The sequence below is a fragment of the Streptomyces sp. NPDC091292 genome (assembly GCF_044757265.1).
Classification (GTDB): domain Bacteria; phylum Actinomycetota; class Actinomycetes; order Streptomycetales; family Streptomycetaceae; genus Streptomyces.
Window position 1 is genome coordinate 40,637 of sequence record NZ_JBIVUQ010000022.1, and the last position, 15,635, is coordinate 56,271.

At 68.9% G+C, this 15,635-nt stretch carries 16 protein-coding genes; 12 read left to right on the forward strand and 4 right to left on the reverse strand.

Translation table 11 applies throughout. The features are described from left to right. Nucleotides 1–80: 80 nt before the first annotated feature. The 11 genes from ACIQNU_RS36625 to ACIQNU_RS36675 all read left to right on the forward strand — a co-directional run bounded on the left by ACIQNU_RS36625 (nt 81) and on the right by ACIQNU_RS36675 (nt 10,188). Nucleotides 81–1,505 carry an MraY family glycosyltransferase gene (locus tag ACIQNU_RS36625; RefSeq protein ID WP_401374822.1) on the forward strand — a complete coding sequence of 475 codons (1,425 nt, stop codon included), beginning with the start codon at nt 81–83 and terminating at the stop codon, nt 1,503–1,505. A gap of 283 nt (nt 1,506–1,788) precedes the next feature. After that, entirely contained in the window at nt 1,789–2,226 is a 438-nt protein-coding gene (locus ACIQNU_RS36630; protein ID WP_401374825.1) for a hypothetical protein, read from the forward strand. Between the two features lie 210 nt (nt 2,227–2,436). Continuing rightward, nucleotides 2,437–3,273 carry a F0F1 ATP synthase subunit A gene (gene atpB, locus ACIQNU_RS36635; protein ID WP_401375011.1) on the forward strand — a complete coding sequence of 279 codons (837 nt, stop codon included), beginning with the start codon at nt 2,437–2,439 and terminating at the stop codon, nt 3,271–3,273. Nucleotides 3,274–3,347: 74 nt separating this feature from the next. Continuing rightward, a complete protein-coding gene (atpE, locus tag ACIQNU_RS36640) occupies nt 3,348–3,578 on the forward strand; it encodes an ATP synthase F0 subunit C (RefSeq protein WP_028804225.1) in 231 nt (76 codons plus the stop codon). A gap of 41 nt (nt 3,579–3,619) precedes the next feature. After that, nucleotides 3,620–4,165, forward strand: coding sequence for a F0F1 ATP synthase subunit B (locus ACIQNU_RS36645; RefSeq protein WP_401374829.1), 546 nt, complete (start codon nt 3,620–3,622; stop codon nt 4,163–4,165). Between the two features lie 14 nt (nt 4,166–4,179). Further along, complete coding sequence (locus tag ACIQNU_RS36650; protein WP_401375014.1) at nt 4,180–4,995, forward strand: F0F1 ATP synthase subunit delta; 816 nt, start codon at nt 4,180–4,182, stop codon at nt 4,993–4,995. Between the two features lie 138 nt (nt 4,996–5,133). Further along, nucleotides 5,134–6,726 carry a F0F1 ATP synthase subunit alpha gene (gene atpA / locus ACIQNU_RS36655; protein ID WP_401374832.1) on the forward strand — a complete coding sequence of 531 codons (1,593 nt, stop codon included), beginning with the start codon at nt 5,134–5,136 and terminating at the stop codon, nt 6,724–6,726. Nucleotides 6,727–6,748: 22 nt separating this feature from the next. Further along, on the forward strand, nt 6,749–7,666 hold the full coding sequence (locus ACIQNU_RS36660) for a F0F1 ATP synthase subunit gamma (protein ID WP_401374834.1): 918 nt from the start codon (nt 6,749–6,751) through the stop codon (nt 7,664–7,666). Then, entirely contained in the window at nt 7,666–9,108 is a 1,443-nt protein-coding gene (gene atpD / locus ACIQNU_RS36665) for a F0F1 ATP synthase subunit beta (RefSeq protein WP_401374837.1), read from the forward strand. Before ACIQNU_RS36660 ends, atpD begins: the two co-directional genes overlap by 1 nt. Before the next feature lie 111 nt (nt 9,109–9,219). Continuing rightward, entirely contained in the window at nt 9,220–9,594 is a 375-nt protein-coding gene (locus ACIQNU_RS36670; RefSeq protein WP_401374840.1) for a F0F1 ATP synthase subunit epsilon, read from the forward strand. 129 nt (nt 9,595–9,723) lie between these two features. Next, nucleotides 9,724–10,188, forward strand: coding sequence for a DUF2550 domain-containing protein (locus tag ACIQNU_RS36675; RefSeq protein WP_401375016.1), 465 nt, complete (start codon nt 9,724–9,726; stop codon nt 10,186–10,188). A gap of 146 nt (nt 10,189–10,334) precedes the next feature. On the opposite strand, the gene ACIQNU_RS36680 is transcribed toward ACIQNU_RS36675, so the two are convergent. The 3 genes from ACIQNU_RS36680 to ACIQNU_RS36690 form a co-directional block, all read right to left on the reverse strand. Further along, a complete protein-coding gene (locus ACIQNU_RS36680) occupies nt 10,335–12,158 on the reverse strand; it encodes a glycosyl hydrolase family 18 protein (protein WP_401374842.1) in 1,824 nt (607 codons plus the stop codon). 246 nt (nt 12,159–12,404) lie between these two features. Beyond that, complete coding sequence (locus tag ACIQNU_RS36685; protein WP_401374845.1) at nt 12,405–13,070, reverse strand: response regulator; 666 nt, start codon at nt 13,068–13,070, stop codon at nt 12,405–12,407. Continuing rightward, nucleotides 13,067–14,281 (reverse strand): sensor histidine kinase, encoded by a 1,215-nt coding sequence (locus ACIQNU_RS36690; RefSeq protein WP_401374848.1) that lies wholly within the window; start codon nt 14,279–14,281, stop codon nt 13,067–13,069. The genes ACIQNU_RS36685 and ACIQNU_RS36690 overlap by 4 nt, the downstream gene beginning before the upstream one ends. 152 nt (nt 14,282–14,433) lie before the next feature. On the opposite strand from ACIQNU_RS36690, the gene ACIQNU_RS36695 reads away from it, so the two are divergent. Continuing rightward, entirely contained in the window at nt 14,434–15,024 is a 591-nt protein-coding gene (locus ACIQNU_RS36695; RefSeq protein WP_401374851.1) for a hypothetical protein, read from the forward strand. Here ACIQNU_RS36695 and ACIQNU_RS36700 read toward each other — a convergent pair. Beyond that, nucleotides 15,021–15,593 (reverse strand): cob(I)yrinic acid a,c-diamide adenosyltransferase, encoded by a 573-nt coding sequence (locus ACIQNU_RS36700; protein WP_401374853.1) that lies wholly within the window; start codon nt 15,591–15,593, stop codon nt 15,021–15,023. The two genes, ACIQNU_RS36695 and ACIQNU_RS36700, sit on opposite strands and share 4 nt — an antisense overlap. Nucleotides 15,594–15,635: the final 42 nt, after the last annotated feature.

Genomic DNA, 15,635 nt, shown 5'->3' on the forward strand with positions numbered 1-15,635 from the left:
CTACCCGGAAGTCCCCAACCATATGCACGCGAAGCTAGGCTGTGGGGCTGAGATGGCCAGCGAGACCTGTGGGGAAGCCCGTGCGTGAATATCTGCTGACGCTGTGCGTCACGGCCGCGGTGACCTATCTGCTGACCGGGCCGGTGCGGAAGTTCGCGATCGTGGCCGGCGCGATGCCCGAGATCAGAGCGCGCGACGTGCACCGCGAGCCGACGCCGAGGCTCGGCGGTATCGCCATGTTCTTCGGTCTGTGCGCCGGTCTGCTGGTCGCCGACCACCTGACCAACCTCAACGAGGTCTTCGAGACGTCGAACGAGCCCCGGGCGCTGCTCTCCGGCGCCGCCCTGATCTGGCTGATCGGGGTGCTCGACGACAAGTTCGAGATCGACGCGCTGATCAAGCTCGGCGGCCAGATGATCGCCGCGGGCGTCATGGTCATGCAGGGCCTGACGATCCTGTGGCTGCCCATCCCCGGTGTCGGCAATGTGGCGCTGACCTCCTGGCAGGGCACCCTGCTCACGGTCGCGCTCGTGCTGATCACCATCAACGCCGTGAACTTCGTGGACGGCCTCGACGGCCTCGCCGCGGGCATGGTGTGCATCGCGGCGACGGCGTTCTTCATGTACGCGTACCGCATCTGGTACGGCTACGGCCTGGAGGCCGCCGCCCCCGCGACCCTCTTCGCGGCGATCCTGATGGGCATGTGCCTGGGGTTCCTGCCGCACAACATGCATCCCGCGCGGATCTTCATGGGCGACTCGGGCTCCATGCTCATCGGTCTGGTGCTGGCCGCCGGTGCCATCTCGATCACCGGCCAGGTCGACCCCGACGCGATGTCGCTGTTCGCCGGGTCGGTGCGGGAGGGTGTGCACCAGACGGTGCCCGTCTACATCCCGCTGATCCTGCCGCTGACGATCATCGCGGTCCCGGCCGCCGACCTGATCCTGGCGATCGTGCGGCGCACCTGGCGCGGTCAGTCGCCGTTCGCGGCCGACCGGGGCCACCTGCACCACCGGCTCCTGGAGATCGGCCACTCGCACAGCCGGGCCGTCCTGATCATGTACTTCTGGTCCGCGCTGATCGCCTTCGGCGCCCTCGCGTACTCGGTGAACTCGGCGTCCATGTGGATCGTGCTCGCGGTCGTCGCCCTCAGCGCGGTCGGCCTGGTGCTGCTCCTGCTGCCCCGCTTCACCCCGCGCGCACCCCGCTGGGCCGACCGCCTGGTGCCGCCGCGCTACCGGCGCAGCGGCGCCCTGGAGCCCGAACTCGCCCCCGCCGACGGGGAGTCGGGCGAAGAGGCCGCCGAGCGGCCGACACCGGTCACGGCGGGCGTCGGCGCCACGGCGGCCAACGGCGCCGGTGCGGTGAACGGTTCGATGAACGGATCGGGTACGAACGGCTCCGCGCCCGTGAACGGTGTCCGGGCGAACGGCGTCAACGGCGCTACCGCGATCGGTTCCCGTTCGAGGTTCCTCGATCGCCGTAGGGCCGGCAGCTCACGTTGATCTCGGTTCGGTCACGGCGTGAGCCGGGGGAGAAACGGCTCCAATACCAGACAAGTTGGCCCCCGTACTGCACAGACGGGCGCATTAACTCTCACGTGTGACAGTCAGCACACTTCACAGGTAAAGACCTCATCAAATAGTTTGTGATACCGTTCACGAGATCCCAGGAGAGAGCCGAAGGACCCTAGTACGACGGTCCATTGGCATCAGGGCCGCTCACTCCCCGGGTCTACGCTCGTCCATGACGACACCCTGCCCCCATCCAGCAAGCGGAGTTGCCGCCATGCCGTCCAATGACGCCCGGACACTTCTTCAGGCCGCTGTGCCCACAGCCGCTGTCGGCGCCATCGCCGCCGTCATCAGCGCCGTGGCCGCCGGCGGCAAAGGAGCGCTCGGAGCCGTCGTCGCGACGGTGATCGTGGTGCTGTTCATGGGCATCGGACTTGTCGTGCTGGAACGTACCGCCAAGTCCCTCCCGCACCTTTTCCAGGCCATGGGTCTGATGCTCTACGCCACCCAGATCCTGCTGCTCTTCGTCTTCGTGGCCATGTTCAAGGACACCACGCTGTTCAGCGGCAAGACGTTCGCGCTCACCCTGGTCGCCGCGACCCTCGCCTGGATCGCGGCCCAGACCCGTGCCCATCTCAAGGCCAAGATCCTCTATGTCGAACCCGAGTCCTCGAAGGGCGAGCAGCCCCAGAAGACGGGGTCCTCGTCGTGAGAGGTAGGGCCGGGATAAAGGCACGTTCGGGACCCTGCTATCGTCCGGTTCCAACTGCGGCACTGCGGGCGCGGGCATCCGAGCTGACGCCTGCCCCAGCGCGAGGCTCGATGCCCAGCCGCCGCCCTCACATCCGTAACACCAGTCCAGTGCCGAACCGCGGCTGCGCGCCGCGCCGACACAACGAGGTTGCCGTACCCATGCGCCACGCTGAAGGAGCCCGCGGTGAGTGCTGACCCGACGCAGGTGCTCGCCTTCGAGACCGACTGCCACATCTTCGACGGCTGTGGCTTCCCGGCTCCCGGCCTGCACTCGTTCCTGTTCGAACCCCTCTGGGGCGACCCGGACAGCAACCTGTACTTCAACAAGCCGATGCTCCTCGCGCTGCTCGGCTCGATCATCATCGTCGGGTTCTTCTGGGCCGCGTTCCGCAAGCCCAAGGTCGTCCCGGGCAAGCTCCAGATGGTCGCCGAGGCGGGCTACGACTTCGTCCGGCGCGGCATCGTCTACGAGACCATCGGCAAGAAGGAAGGCGAGAAGTACGTTCCGCTCGTCGTCTCCCTCTTCTTCTTCGTCTGGATGATGAACGTTTGGTCGATCATCCCGGTGGCCCAGTTCCCGGTGACGTCGATCATCGCGTACCCGATCGTCCTCGCCCTGATCGTCTACGTGCTGTGGGTGTCCCTCACCTTCAAGCGGCACGGTTTCGTGGGCGCGTTCAAGAACTTCACCGGCTACGACAAGTCACTCGGCGCGGTCCTGCCGCTCGCCATGCTGATCGAGTTCTTCTCGACCCTGCTCGTGCGGCCCTTCACCCACGCCGTCCGACTCTTCGCGAACATGTTCGCCGGTCACACCCTGCTGCTGCTCTTCACGATCGCCAGCTGGTACCTGCTGAACGGCCTCGGCATCGCCTACGCCGGTGTCTCCTTCGTCATGGTGCTCGTGATGACCGCGTTCGAGCTGTTCATCCAGGCGCTTCAGGCTTATGTGTTCGTGCTCCTGACCTGCACCTTCATCCAGGGTGCCCTCGCCGAGCAGCACTGAGCCCCCCGAATCACGACCCCGCAGTCGTCCGGTGGCCAACCCCCATCGGTCCGTAAAGAAAAGGAAGAACTGGCATGTCCCAGACCCTTGCCGCTGTCTCCGGCTCGCTCGGCTCCATCGGTTACGGCCTCGCTGCCATCGGCCCCGGCGTCGGCGTCGGCATCATCTTCGGTAACGGCACCCAGGCCCTCGCCCGGCAGCCCGAGGCCGCCGGTCTGATCCGCGCCAACCAGATTCTCGGCTTCGCCTTCTGTGAGGCGCTCGCCCTCATCGGCCTGGTCATGCCGTTCGTCTACGGCACGTGATCACTGATTCACGAACAGCCCACTAGACGAAAGGCACTGATATGAGCCAGCTGCTCACGATCGCGGCCGGGGAGATGGAAAACCCCCTCGTTCCGCCGATTCCCGAGCTTGTCATCGGCCTGCTCGCCTTCGTCATCGTCTTCGGCCTCCTCGCCAAGAAGCTCCTCCCGAACATCAACAAGGTTCTGGACGAGCGTCGCGAGGCCATCGAGGGCGGGATGGAGACGGCCGAGGCGGCCAAGACCGAGGCGCAGAGCGTGCTTGAGCAGTACAAGGCTCAGCTCGCCGAGGCCCGGCACGAGGCCGCGCGCCTGCGTCAGGACGCGCAGGAGCAGGGCGCCGCGCTCATCGCCGAGATGCGCGCGGAAGGCCAGCGGCAGCGTGACGAGATCGTCGCCGCCGGTCACACCCAGATCGAGGCCGACCGCAAGGCCGCGGCCCAGGCGCTGCGCCAGGACGTGGGCCAGCTGGCCACCGAACTGGCCGGCAAGCTCGTCGGCGAGTCCCTTGAGGACCACGCCCGGCAGAGCCGCACCATCGACCGGTTCCTCGACGAGCTTGACGTGAAGGCCGAGGCGGCCCGGTGACGTCCGACACAACGGTGCACGGCGCGAGCCGTGAGGCCCAGGCAGCGGCGAAGGAACGTCTCGACGCGCTCACGGACAGCACGTCCGTGGACAGCGCGACGCTGGCCGGGGAACTGGCCGCCGTCACCGCGCTGCTCAACCGCGAGGTCTCTCTGCGTCGGGTCCTGACCGACCCGGCGCAGTCCGGCGACGCCAAGGCGGACCTCGCGGCCCGGCTGTTCGGCGGTCAGGTGGGCGGCCCGGCCGTCGACCTGGTCTCCGGCATGGTCCGCGCCCGCTGGTCGCGCTCGCGTGACCTCGTGGACACCCTGGAAGAGCTGGCGGACATCGCCGACCTGACCGCGGCACAGCAGGCGGGCAAGCTCGACGACGTCGAGGACGAACTGTTCCGCTTCGGCCGGATCGTCTCGTCGGACACCGGGCTGCGCGCCGCGCTCACCGATCGCGCCGCGACCGCCGCCGCCAAGACCGAGCTGCTGCGCACGCTGCTCGGTGGCCGCGCACAGGACGTGACCACCCGGCTCGTCGTCCGCCTCGTGACCCAGCCCCGAGGACGTAGCCTGGAGGGGGGACTGGAGTCCCTGTCCAAGCTCGCCGCGGAGCGCCGCGACCGGATGGTCGCTGTCGTCACCTCGGCGGTACCGCTGAGTGATCAGCACAAGCAGCGTCTGGGCGCCGCCCTGGCGAAGCTCTACGGCCGGCCCATGCACCTCAACCTCGACGTGGACCCCGAGGTCCTCGGCGGGATCCGGGTACAGGTCGGCGACGAGATCATCAACGGCAGCATCGCGGACCGCATCGAGGACGCGAGCCGCCGGCTGGCCGGCTGAACAACTTCAAGCCGGCTGCCCAAGCAACTCAATACGCACGACCGACGGCCCTGGTTGGGCCGTACAAGAAGATTTCTGGGGGCTGACCCCAGACCCCCAAAGAAACTTCGGGCCCAACAAGGAGAGCAGGGAACCCAGATGGCGGAGCTCACGATCCGGCCGGAGGAGATCCGGGACGCGCTGGAGAACTTTGTCCAGTCGTACAAGCCGGACGCGGCCTCGCGCGAGGAGGTCGGTACGGTCACCCTTGCCGGCGACGGCATCGCGAAGGTCGAGGGCCTTCCCTCGGCCATGGCCAACGAACTGCTGAAGTTCGAGGACGGCACCCTCGGCCTCGCGCTCAACCTCGAAGAGCGCGAGATCGGTGCCATCGTCCTCGGCGAGTTCAGCGGCATCGAGGAGGGCCAGCCGGTCAGCCGTACCGGAGAGGTCCTCTCCGTCGCGGTGGGCGACGGCTACCTCGGTCGCGTCGTCGACCCGCTCGGCACCCCGATCGACGGCCTCGGCGAGATCGAGACCACCGGCCGCCGCGCCCTTGAACTGCAGGCCCCCACGGTCATGCAGCGCAAGTCCGTGCACGAGCCCATGGAGACGGGCTACAAGGCCGTCGACGCGATGACCCCGATCGGCCGCGGTCAGCGCCAGCTGATCATCGGTGACCGCCAGACCGGCAAGACCGCCCTGGCCGTCGACACGATCATCAACCAGCGCGACAACTGGCGCTCGGGCGACGTGAACAAGCAGGTCCGCTGCATCTACGTCGCCATCGGCCAGAAGGGCTCGACCATCGCGTCCGTACGCGGCGCCCTGGAAGAGGCCGGCGCGCTGGAGTACACGACCATCGTCGCCGCCCCGGCGTCCGACCCGGCCGGCTTCAAGTACCTGGCGCCGTACACCGGTTCGGCCATCGGCCAGGAGTGGATGTACGACGGCAAGCACGTCCTCATCATCTTCGACGACCTCTCGAAGCAGGCCGACGCCTACCGCGCCGTGTCCCTGCTGCTGCGCCGCCCGCCGGGGCGCGAGGCGTACCCCGGTGACGTCTTCTACCTGCACTCCCGGCTCCTGGAGCGCTGCGCCAAGCTCTCCGACGAGATGGGCAAGGGCTCGATGACGGGCCTCCCGATCGTCGAGACCAAGGCGAACGACGTGTCGGCGTTCATCCCGACCAACGTCATCTCCATCACCGACGGCCAGTGCTTCCTGGAGTCCGACCTGTTCAACGCCGGCCAGCGTCCGGCCCTGAACGTCGGTATCTCGGTCTCCCGCGTCGGTGGCTCCGCCCAGCACAAGGCGATGCGCCAGGTCTCCGGCCGTCTGCGGGTGGACCTCGCCCAGTTCCGTGAGCTGGAGGCGTTCGCCGCCTTCGGTTCCGACCTGGACGCCGCGTCCAAGGCGCAGCTTGAGCGCGGTCAGCGGATGGTGGAGCTGCTGAAGCAGCCCCAGTACCAGCCGATGCCGACCGAGGACCAGGTCGTCTCCGTCTGGGCCGGTACCACCGGCAAGATGGACGAGGTGCCGGTCAACGACATCCGCCGCTTCGAGAGGGAGCTGCTTGAGTACCTGCACCGCAAGGAGCAGGGCCTCATGACCTCCATCAAGGAGGGCGCCAAGATGTCGGACGACACGCTCACCGCCATCGCCGACGCCATCGCGGAGTTCAAGAAGCAGTTCGAGACCTCGGACGGCAAGCTTCTGGGCGAGGACACTCCGGCCGCCGCGGCCAAGTGACGTAGAGGAAGGGACCTGACTCATGGGAGCCCAGCTCCGGGTCTACAAGCGTCGCATCCGATCCGTCACCGCGACCAAGAAGATCACCAAGGCGATGGAGATGATCGCCGCCTCGCGCGTCGTCAAGGCGCAGCGCAAGGTGGTGGCCTCCACGCCCTACGCGACCGAGCTGACACGCGCGGTCACGGCGGTGGGGACCGGCTCGAACACCAAGCACCCGCTGACCACGGAGGCCGAGACGGCCACCCGGTCCGCGGTGCTGCTCCTGACGAGCGACCGCGGACTGGCCGGCGCCTTCAACTCCAACGCGATCAAGGCGGCGGAGCAGCTCACCGCGCGCCTTGAGGCGGAGGGCAAGGAGGTCGTCGTCTACATCGTCGGCCGCCGTGGTGTCGCCCACTACAACTTCCGTGAGCGCAAGATCGCGGAGCAGTGGACGGGCTTCACCGACGAGCCCACCTACGCGGACGCGAAGGTGGTCGCGGATCCCCTGATCGCGGCGATCGAGCAGGAGACGGCGGAGGGCGGCGTGGACGAACTCCACATCGTCTACACCGAGTTCGTGTCGATGATGACGCAGAACGCGGTCGGCAGCCGGCTGCTTCCCCTGCGTATCGACGAGGTCGCGGAGGAGGCGCCCGCCAAGGGCGAGATCCTTCCGCTCTACGACTTCGAGCCGTCGGCCGAGGACGTCCTCGACGCCCTGCTGCCGCGGTACGTCGAGAGCCGTATCTACAACGCGATGCTCCAGTCGGCCGCTTCCAAGCACGCCGCCACGCGCCGCGCGATGAAGTCGGCCACCGACAACGCGGGTGAGCTGATCAACACGCTCTCCCGACTTGCCAACGCGGCCCGACAGGCCGAAATCACCCAGGAAATCAGCGAGATCGTCGGCGGCACCGCAGCCCTGGCCGACGCGACCGCGGGGAGTGACAGGTAATGACGACGACAGTTGAGACGGCCGTTGCCACGGGCCGCGTCGCCCGGGTCATCGGCCCGGTCGTCGACGTGGAGTTCCCCGTCGACGCGATGCCGGAGATCTACAACGCCCTTCATGTCGAGGTCGCCGACCCGGCGAACGAGGGTGCCAAGAAGACGCTGACGCTTGAGGTCGCCCAGCACCTCGGCGACGGCATCGTCCGCTCCATCTCGATGCAGCCCACCGACGGTCTGGTCCGCCAGGCCCCGGTCACGGACACCGGCGCGGGCATCTCGGTGCCTGTCGGTGACTTCACCAAGGGCAAGGTGTTCAACACCCTCGGTGAGGTGCTGAACCACCCCGAGGAGAACGCCAACGTCGGTGAGCGCTGGCCGATCCACCGCCAGGCCCCGGCCTTCGACCAGCTTGAGTCGAAGACCGAGATGTTCGAGACGGGTCTGAAGGTCGTCGACCTGCTGACCCCGTACGTCAAGGGCGGCAAGATCGGTCTGTTCGGTGGTGCCGGTGTCGGCAAGACCGTGCTGATCCAGGAAATGATCATGCGTGTCGCCAACCTCCACGAGGGCGTCTCCGTCTTCGCGGGCGTCGGCGAGCGTACGCGTGAGGGCAACGACCTCATCGACGAGATGGAGGAGTCCGGCGTCCTCGACAAGACGGCGCTGGTCTTCGGTCAGATGGACGAGCCCCCGGGCACCCGTCTCCGCGTCGCCCTCGCCGGTCTGACCATGGCGGAGTACTTCCGCGATGTGCAGAAGCAGGACGTGCTGTTCTTCATCGACAACATCTTCCGCTTCACGCAGGCCGGTTCCGAGGTCTCGACGCTGCTCGGCCGGATGCCCTCCGCGGTGGGTTACCAGCCGAACCTGGCCGACGAGATGGGTCTCCTCCAGGAGCGCATCACCTCGACCCGTGGTCACTCGATCACCTCGATGCAGGCGATCTACGTCCCCGCGGACGACCTGACCGACCCGGCCCCGGCCACCACCTTCGCCCACCTCGACGCGACGACGGTGCTCTCCCGGCCGATCTCGGAGAAGGGCATCTACCCGGCCGTGGACCCGCTGGACTCCACGTCCCGCATCCTGGACCCCCGCTACATCGCGCAGGACCACTACGACGCCGCCATGCGCGTCAAGACGATCCTGCAGAAGTACAAGGACCTCCAGGACATCATCGCGATCCTCGGTATCGACGAACTGGGCGAGGAGGACAAGCTCGTCGTCCAGCGTGCCCGGCGCGTCGAGCGGTTCCTGTCCCAGAACACCCACGCGGCGAAGCAGTTCACCGGTGTGGACGGTTCGGACGTACCGCTGGACGAGTCCATCGCCGCGTTCAACGCCATCTGCGACGGAGAGTACGACCACTTCCCCGAGCAGGCGTTCTTCATGTGCGGTGGCATCGAGGACCTGAAGGCCAACGCCAAGGAGCTGGGCGTCTCCTGACCCCGTGCTCACCATGAGGGGGTGGGGCGTGTCCCGCCCCCTCATGTACGCCCATTAGAATTTGACCCAACACCCGGCTTCCGTGCCGGGTGGTGACCCGAGGAGCCACCCTTGGCTGCTGAGCTGCACGTCGAGCTGGTCGCCGCCGACCGTAAGGTCTGGTCCGGCGAGGCCACCCTGGTCGTCGCGCGCACCACGTCCGGCGACATCGGCGTCATGCCCGGTCACCAGCCGCTGCTCGGTGTGCTGGAGTCGGGCCCGGTGACCATTCGTACGAGTGACGGTGAGACCGTGGTCGTCGCGGCGCACGGCGGTTTCATCTCGTTCGCCGACAACAAGCTGTCGTTGCTGGCCGAGATCGCCGAACTGTCGGACGAGATCGACGTCCAGCGTGCGGAGCGGGCCCTTGAGCGTGCCCAGGCGGCGGCCGACGCCTCCGCCGAGCGGCGCGCCGATGTCCGGCTGCGTTCGGTGGCGGCGCGCTGAATCTGGCGCAGTGAAGTACTGACTCAGCCGCGGCCCGGACTGGATAACCTCCAGACCGGGCCGCGGCTGAGGTGATGCGGGATCCAGTTTTGCTGTTCCGTTACCGAATTGAGCGAGGAGGTCGTGCCGATGATCCTCGCCCTGCTTGTCTGCGGTATCGCGGTAGTCGCGCTGGTTGTGGTCGGGCTCTTTGTCTTCGGGCTGCGCCGGCGGCTGATCCAGCGGTCCGGGGGCACCTTCGACTGCTCCCTGCGCTGGAACGCGCCCGAGCACCCCGGGCGGGACGGCGGGGACACCGCGGGCAAGGGCTGGGGGTACGGCATCGCCCGCTACAACGGTGACCGGATCGAGTGGTTCCGCGTCTTCTCGTACGCGCCACGGCCGCGCCGCGTCCTGGAGCGCTCCTCCATCGAGGTCGCCGGGCGCCGGCCCCCCGAGGGCGAGGAGGAGCTGGCGCTGCTCTCCGACGCGACTGTCCTGGCCTGTCTGCACCAAGGCACGCGGCTTGAGCTGGCGATGAGCGAGGACGCCCTGACCGGTTTCCTGGCCTGGCTGGAGGCGGCGCCGCCCGGTCAAAGGGTGAACGTCGCCTGACGCTTGTCATGTGACACGAGCAAGTTCCCTGGGGATGCCCGGGGCTGCCGCCGGAGCACACGGAGAAGCCGGGGAGACAGGGGGCGTTCCTGTCTCCCCGGCTTCGTTTCAGGCCGGCCTCGTTTCAGGGGCCCGCCCGGTGGGGGTTATCCGAGGCCGGAATTGATCGCGCTGACCAGTTCGCCGTTGGCGGTATCGCCGCTGAACTCCCAGAAGAAGGCGCCTCCCAGGCTCTGGCCCTTGGCCCACGCCATCTTGGAGCCGATGGTGGCCGGAGTGTCGTAGCTCCACCAGTTGCTGCCGCACTTGGCGTACGCGGTGCCCGCGACGGTGCCGGTCGCGGGGCAGCTGTTCTTGAGGACCTTGTAGTCCTCGATGCCCTGTTCATAGGTGCCGGCGGCCGGGCCGGTGGCCGTGCCGCCCGGTGCGTCCTGGGTGACGCCCGTCCAGCCGCGGCCGTAGAAGCCGATGCCGACCAGCAGTTTCTTCGCCGGGACGCCCTTCGCCTTGAACTTGGCGATGGCGTCCGCCGTGGTGAAGCCCTGGGTGGGGATGCCGCTGTAGGAGGTGAGCGGGGAGTGCGGGGCCGTGGGACCCTGCGCCGCCCATGCGCCGAAGAAGTCGTACGTCATGACGTTGTACCAGTCGAGGTACTGCGCGGCGCCGCCGTAGTCGGCCGCGTCGATCTTGCCGCCGGACGAGCCGTCGGCGGTGACGGCCGCGGTGACGAGGTTGTTCGTGCCGAACTTGGCGCGGACCGCGGACATCAGGTTCTTGAAGGCCGCGGGGCCACTGGTGTCACACGTCAGACCACAGGCGTTCGGGTACTCCCAGTCCAGGTCGATGCCGTCGAACACATCGGCCCAGCGCGGGTCCTCGACCAGGTCGTAGCAGGACTGTGCGAACGCGGCCGGGTTCTGCGCGGCCTGGGTGAAGCCGCCGGACCAGGTCCAGCCGCCGAACGACCACAGGATCTTGATGTTCGGGTACTTGGCCTTCAGCTTGCGCAGCTGGTTGAAGTTGCCGCGCAGGGGCTGGTCCCAGCTGTCCGCGACGCCGTCCACGGACTGGTCGGCGGTGTACGCCTTGTCGTAGTCGGCGTAGGCGTCGCCGATGGCGCACTTGCCGCCGGTGACGTTGCCGAAGGCGTAGTTGATGTGGGTGATCTTCGACGCGGAGCCGGAGGTCACGAGGTTCTTCACGTGGTAGTTGCGGCCGTAGACGCCCCACTCTGTGAAATAGCCCATCTTGATCTGGCTGCCGCCGGGGCCCGGGTCGGTGCCGCCGCCGGTGGTGCGGGCCTTGACCGAGCCGCTGACCGGTCCGGTCTGGTCGGCGGTGTCGCGGGCCTGCACGGTGTACGTGTAGTCGGTGCCGGCGGTGAGGCCGGAGTCGGTGTAGGTGGTGCCGGTGACGGTGGCGACCTTGGCGCCGTCGCGCAGCACGTCGTAGTTCTTGATGCCCTTGTCGTCGGTGGCCGCGGTCCACGACAGCTTCACCGAGGTGTTGGTGATGTCGGACGCGGTGGGGGTGCCGGGGGCCGACGGCGGGTTGTCGCCGGGGACGCTCGGGCCGCCGTCGCAGGAGGCGCCGTTGAGCTTGCAGTTGCTGGGGGCGCCGGAGCCGGAGCCGTTGAAGCCGAAGGAGATGGACGCGCCGGGGGCGAGCGTGCCGTTGTAGGACTTGTTCTTGGCGGTCCAGTGGGTGCCGGAGCTGGTGACGTCCGCGTCCCACGCGGAGGTCACGGCCGTCCCTGCGGGGAAGTCCCACTCGACGGTCCAGGCGCTGAGCGAGGTGGTGCCGGTGTTCTTGACGGTCCACTTGCCTTCGAAGCCTGTGCCCCAGTCCTGCGTCTTGGCATAGGTGGCGGTGGCGTCGGCTGCTGCTGCCGGGCTCGCGAGCCCGACCATGGCCGCCAGCGGGAGCAGCAGGGTGACGAGCCCTGCGACGGCTCTGTGTCTGAAGCGCATACTGCGCCTCCTTGAGGTGAGGTGGTGAGGGGTCCGGTCGTAATGGGGGGGTGGAACCAGCCCTGCGCCGCCCGTGAGCACGCGTCGTGACCGTGATCCGGCGGCGGGGCACACCAGGTGACCCGCCGCCGTCCACTTGTCATGACACACTCACCGCAGTGCGGTGAGAATAGAAAGGTCTGGACCATCGGTCAAGAGGTCTGGACCAGAGGGGGTCTCGGCCCCGTCCCCGTGCGGGCCGGTGGATCACGCTCTCAGGTCGGGCCCCAACTCCTGTGCCAGGACGGCCGCTTGAACCCGGCTGCGCAGCTCCAGCTTGCCGAGCAGCCTGCTGACATGCGTCTTCACCGTCGCCTCCGCCATGTCGAGACGGCGCGCGATCTCCGCGTTCGACAGGCCCTCACCGAGGCAGGACAGCACCTCGCGCTCCCGGCGGGTCAGCGCGTCCAGGACCGAGGGGTCGGGTGCGCCGGGGGAGCGTACGGACTTCGCGGCGAACTCCGCGATCAGGCGGCGCGTGACCGCCGGGGCGATCAGGCCCTCGCCGCGCGCGACCGTGCGGACCGCCGTGAGGAGGTCCTTCGCCTCGGTGTTCTTCAGCAGGAACCCGGAGGCTCCCGCGCGCAGCGCCCCGAACACGTACGCGTCGAGGTCGAAGGTCGTCAGGACCAGCACGTCCGCCAGGTTCTCGGCGACCACCTGACGGGTCGCCGAGACACCGTCAAGGCGGGGCATCTGGACGTCCATCAGGACCAGATCCGGCCGGAGTTCACGGGCCAGCGCCACGGCCTGCTCACCGTCGGCGGCCTCCCCGACGACCTCGATGTCCGGCGCGCTGCGCAGGATGAGCACCAGGCCCGCACGGACGGCGGACTGGTCCTCGGCGACGAGCACGCGGATCATGCGGCTCATGCGGGGCCTCCTTGACCGGGGGTGGGGGTGCGGTTCCTCGTGGGGTCGGCCGGGTCGACGGGCAGGGCGGCGGCGACGCGCCACACCTTGCCGCCGTCCGGCGCGGGCTCGGGGCCCGCCTCGAAGGTGCCGTGCAGCAGCGCCGCACGCTCCCGCATGCCGATGAGACCGGCGCCCGAGCCGGGTGCGCGCGGGCCGTCGCGGTCGCCGTACGGGCTGACCACCCGGACCGTGAGCGCGCCGTCCCGCTGCGCGACGGCGACCGTGACCAGGCCGGGCGAGGCGTGCTTGAGCGCGTTCGTCAGGGACTCCTGCACGATGCGGTACGCGGCGAGTTCCACCGGCGCCGGCACCGCGCCGTGCACTGCCTCCAGGGTGACGTCCAGGCCGTTGGTGCGGGCGGCCGTGACCAGCGCGCCCAGGCCGTCCAGGGTCGGCGCGGCGGCCGGTTCGCCGTCGTCGCCCGATGCGCGCAGGATGCCGATGAGGCGGCGCATCTCGGCCAGGCCCTCGACACTGTTCTCGCGGATCACGCCCAGCGCGTCGCGCGTGGTGCGCGGGTCGTCGAGGGAGAGCGCGGCCGTGGAGTGGATCGCGATCGCCGAGAGATGGTTCGCGACCATGTCGTGCAGCTCCCTCGCCATCCGCGCGCGCTCGGCGGTGACGGCCTGCGTGCGGTCCATCTCGGCGAGCAGCGCCGTCTGTTCGGCCCGTAGCCCGGCGGCCTCCGCCGCGTCCCGGTGGTTGCGCACCAGGGCGCCCGTGGTCGCGGGTGCGAACGCGACCACGGCCGTGACCACACCGATCAGGAGCGCTTCCGGGACGCGCAGCCACGCCGCGAATCCAATGGTGGCCGCCACGGTGATCAGGAGCGTCACGATCGGGATACGGCGGGCGGCGGCCGGGGTGCCGTACAGGACCGCCGCGTACATCAGGTCCGTGAACATGACGACGGTCGCGATGTTCCCGAGCGTGAACTGATCCGCGACGAGGGCCGCGGTGCCGACGAGGAGGGCGAGCTGCGGCCGGGTGCGGCGCAGCGGCTCCATCGCCGCCATCACGCACAGCGGTACGAGGATCCAGGCGCCGCCGAAGGGCCGCCCGCCCTGGGTGTGCAGCCCCGCCGCCCACAGCAGCACGCCGCCGACCAGCCCGGCGACGCCGATCAGCACGTCCTGGCGGCGCGGGGAGCGGAGAAACGGCACGGGCATGCCCCCATCCAACACGGCCCCGGGCGCGGTGACCTCCCCGCGCGGGCGGAGGCGCCAGTACATCGAAGGATGCAGTCGCGGTTCGTCACCTGAGACGACGATCCGGGCTCCGGGCGCCGGGAACCTTGAAGCGTGACCGAGAGGAGCGAGCTGTGATCGTCACGCTGATCATCATCTGCGAGGTCGGCTTCTGGGTGCTGCTGGCGGCGGGGCTGCTGCTGCGGTACGCCCTGAAGATGCCGCGGACGAGCGTCGCCGTGCTGCTGTGCGAACCCGTACTGGAACTCGTGCTCCTCGTCGCCACCGCGATCGACCTGAAGAACGGTGCGGCACCCGACTGGAAGCACGGCGTCGCGGCGCTGTACCTCGGGTACACCGTCGCGTACGGCCACTACACGATCCGGTGGATCGACGGCCATGTACGCCACCGGTTCGCGGGCGGACCGCCGCCGGTGAAGCCGCCGAAGTACGGGATGGCGCGGGCGCGGTTCGAGGGCCGGCTGTGGCTGCGTACGCTGCTGGCCGCGGCGGTCGCGTGCCTGCTGCTCCAGCTCGCCGTCTGGTACGTGGGGGACGGCGGCGACGCGTCGTCCCTGCGCGGCTGGCAGTTCACGGCGCTCCGCGTCATGGGGATCCACGGCTTGATCGCCCTGACGTACCTGGTGTGGCCGAGGAAGGCCCCAGCCCCTGACCCGGACCCGGCCCCGGTCCCGGAGGACCGGGACCCCGCGACCCGTGGTTAGCGTTCCCCTCCGGGCACCCAGAGGACATCGCCCTCCGCCTTGTTCGCCGTGCGGGCCAGGATGAACAGGAGGTCCGAGAGGCGGTTCAGATAGGTCGCCGTCAGCGGGTTCATCGTGTCGGCGTGCACCTCAAGCGCCGCCCAGGTGGAGCGTTCCGCGCGGCGGACCACCGTGCACGCCTGGTGGAGGAGGGCGGCGCCGGGCGTACCGCCGGGGAGGATGAAGCTGCGCAGCTTCTCCACCTCGCCGAGGTAGCGGTCGCAGTCCTCCTCCAGCCGGTCGATGTAGAACTGCTCGACCCGCAGCGGCGGGAACTTCGGATCCGCCACGACCGGCGTCGACAGATCGGCGCCCACGTCGAAGAGATCGTTCTGTACGCGGGTGACGACCGCGACGATGTCCTGCGGGAGCTGCCCGAGGGCGAGGGCGGTGCCGAGGACGGCGTTGGCCTCGTTGGCGTCGGCGTACGCCGAGATCCGCAGATCCGTCTTGGCCACGCGGCTCATGTCGCCCAGGTTCGTGGTGCCCTGGTCGCCGGTCCTCGTATAGATACGCGTCAGATTGACCATGCGGCCAGCCTAACCACGGCCCCGCCCTGAGCGCCCCCGCCC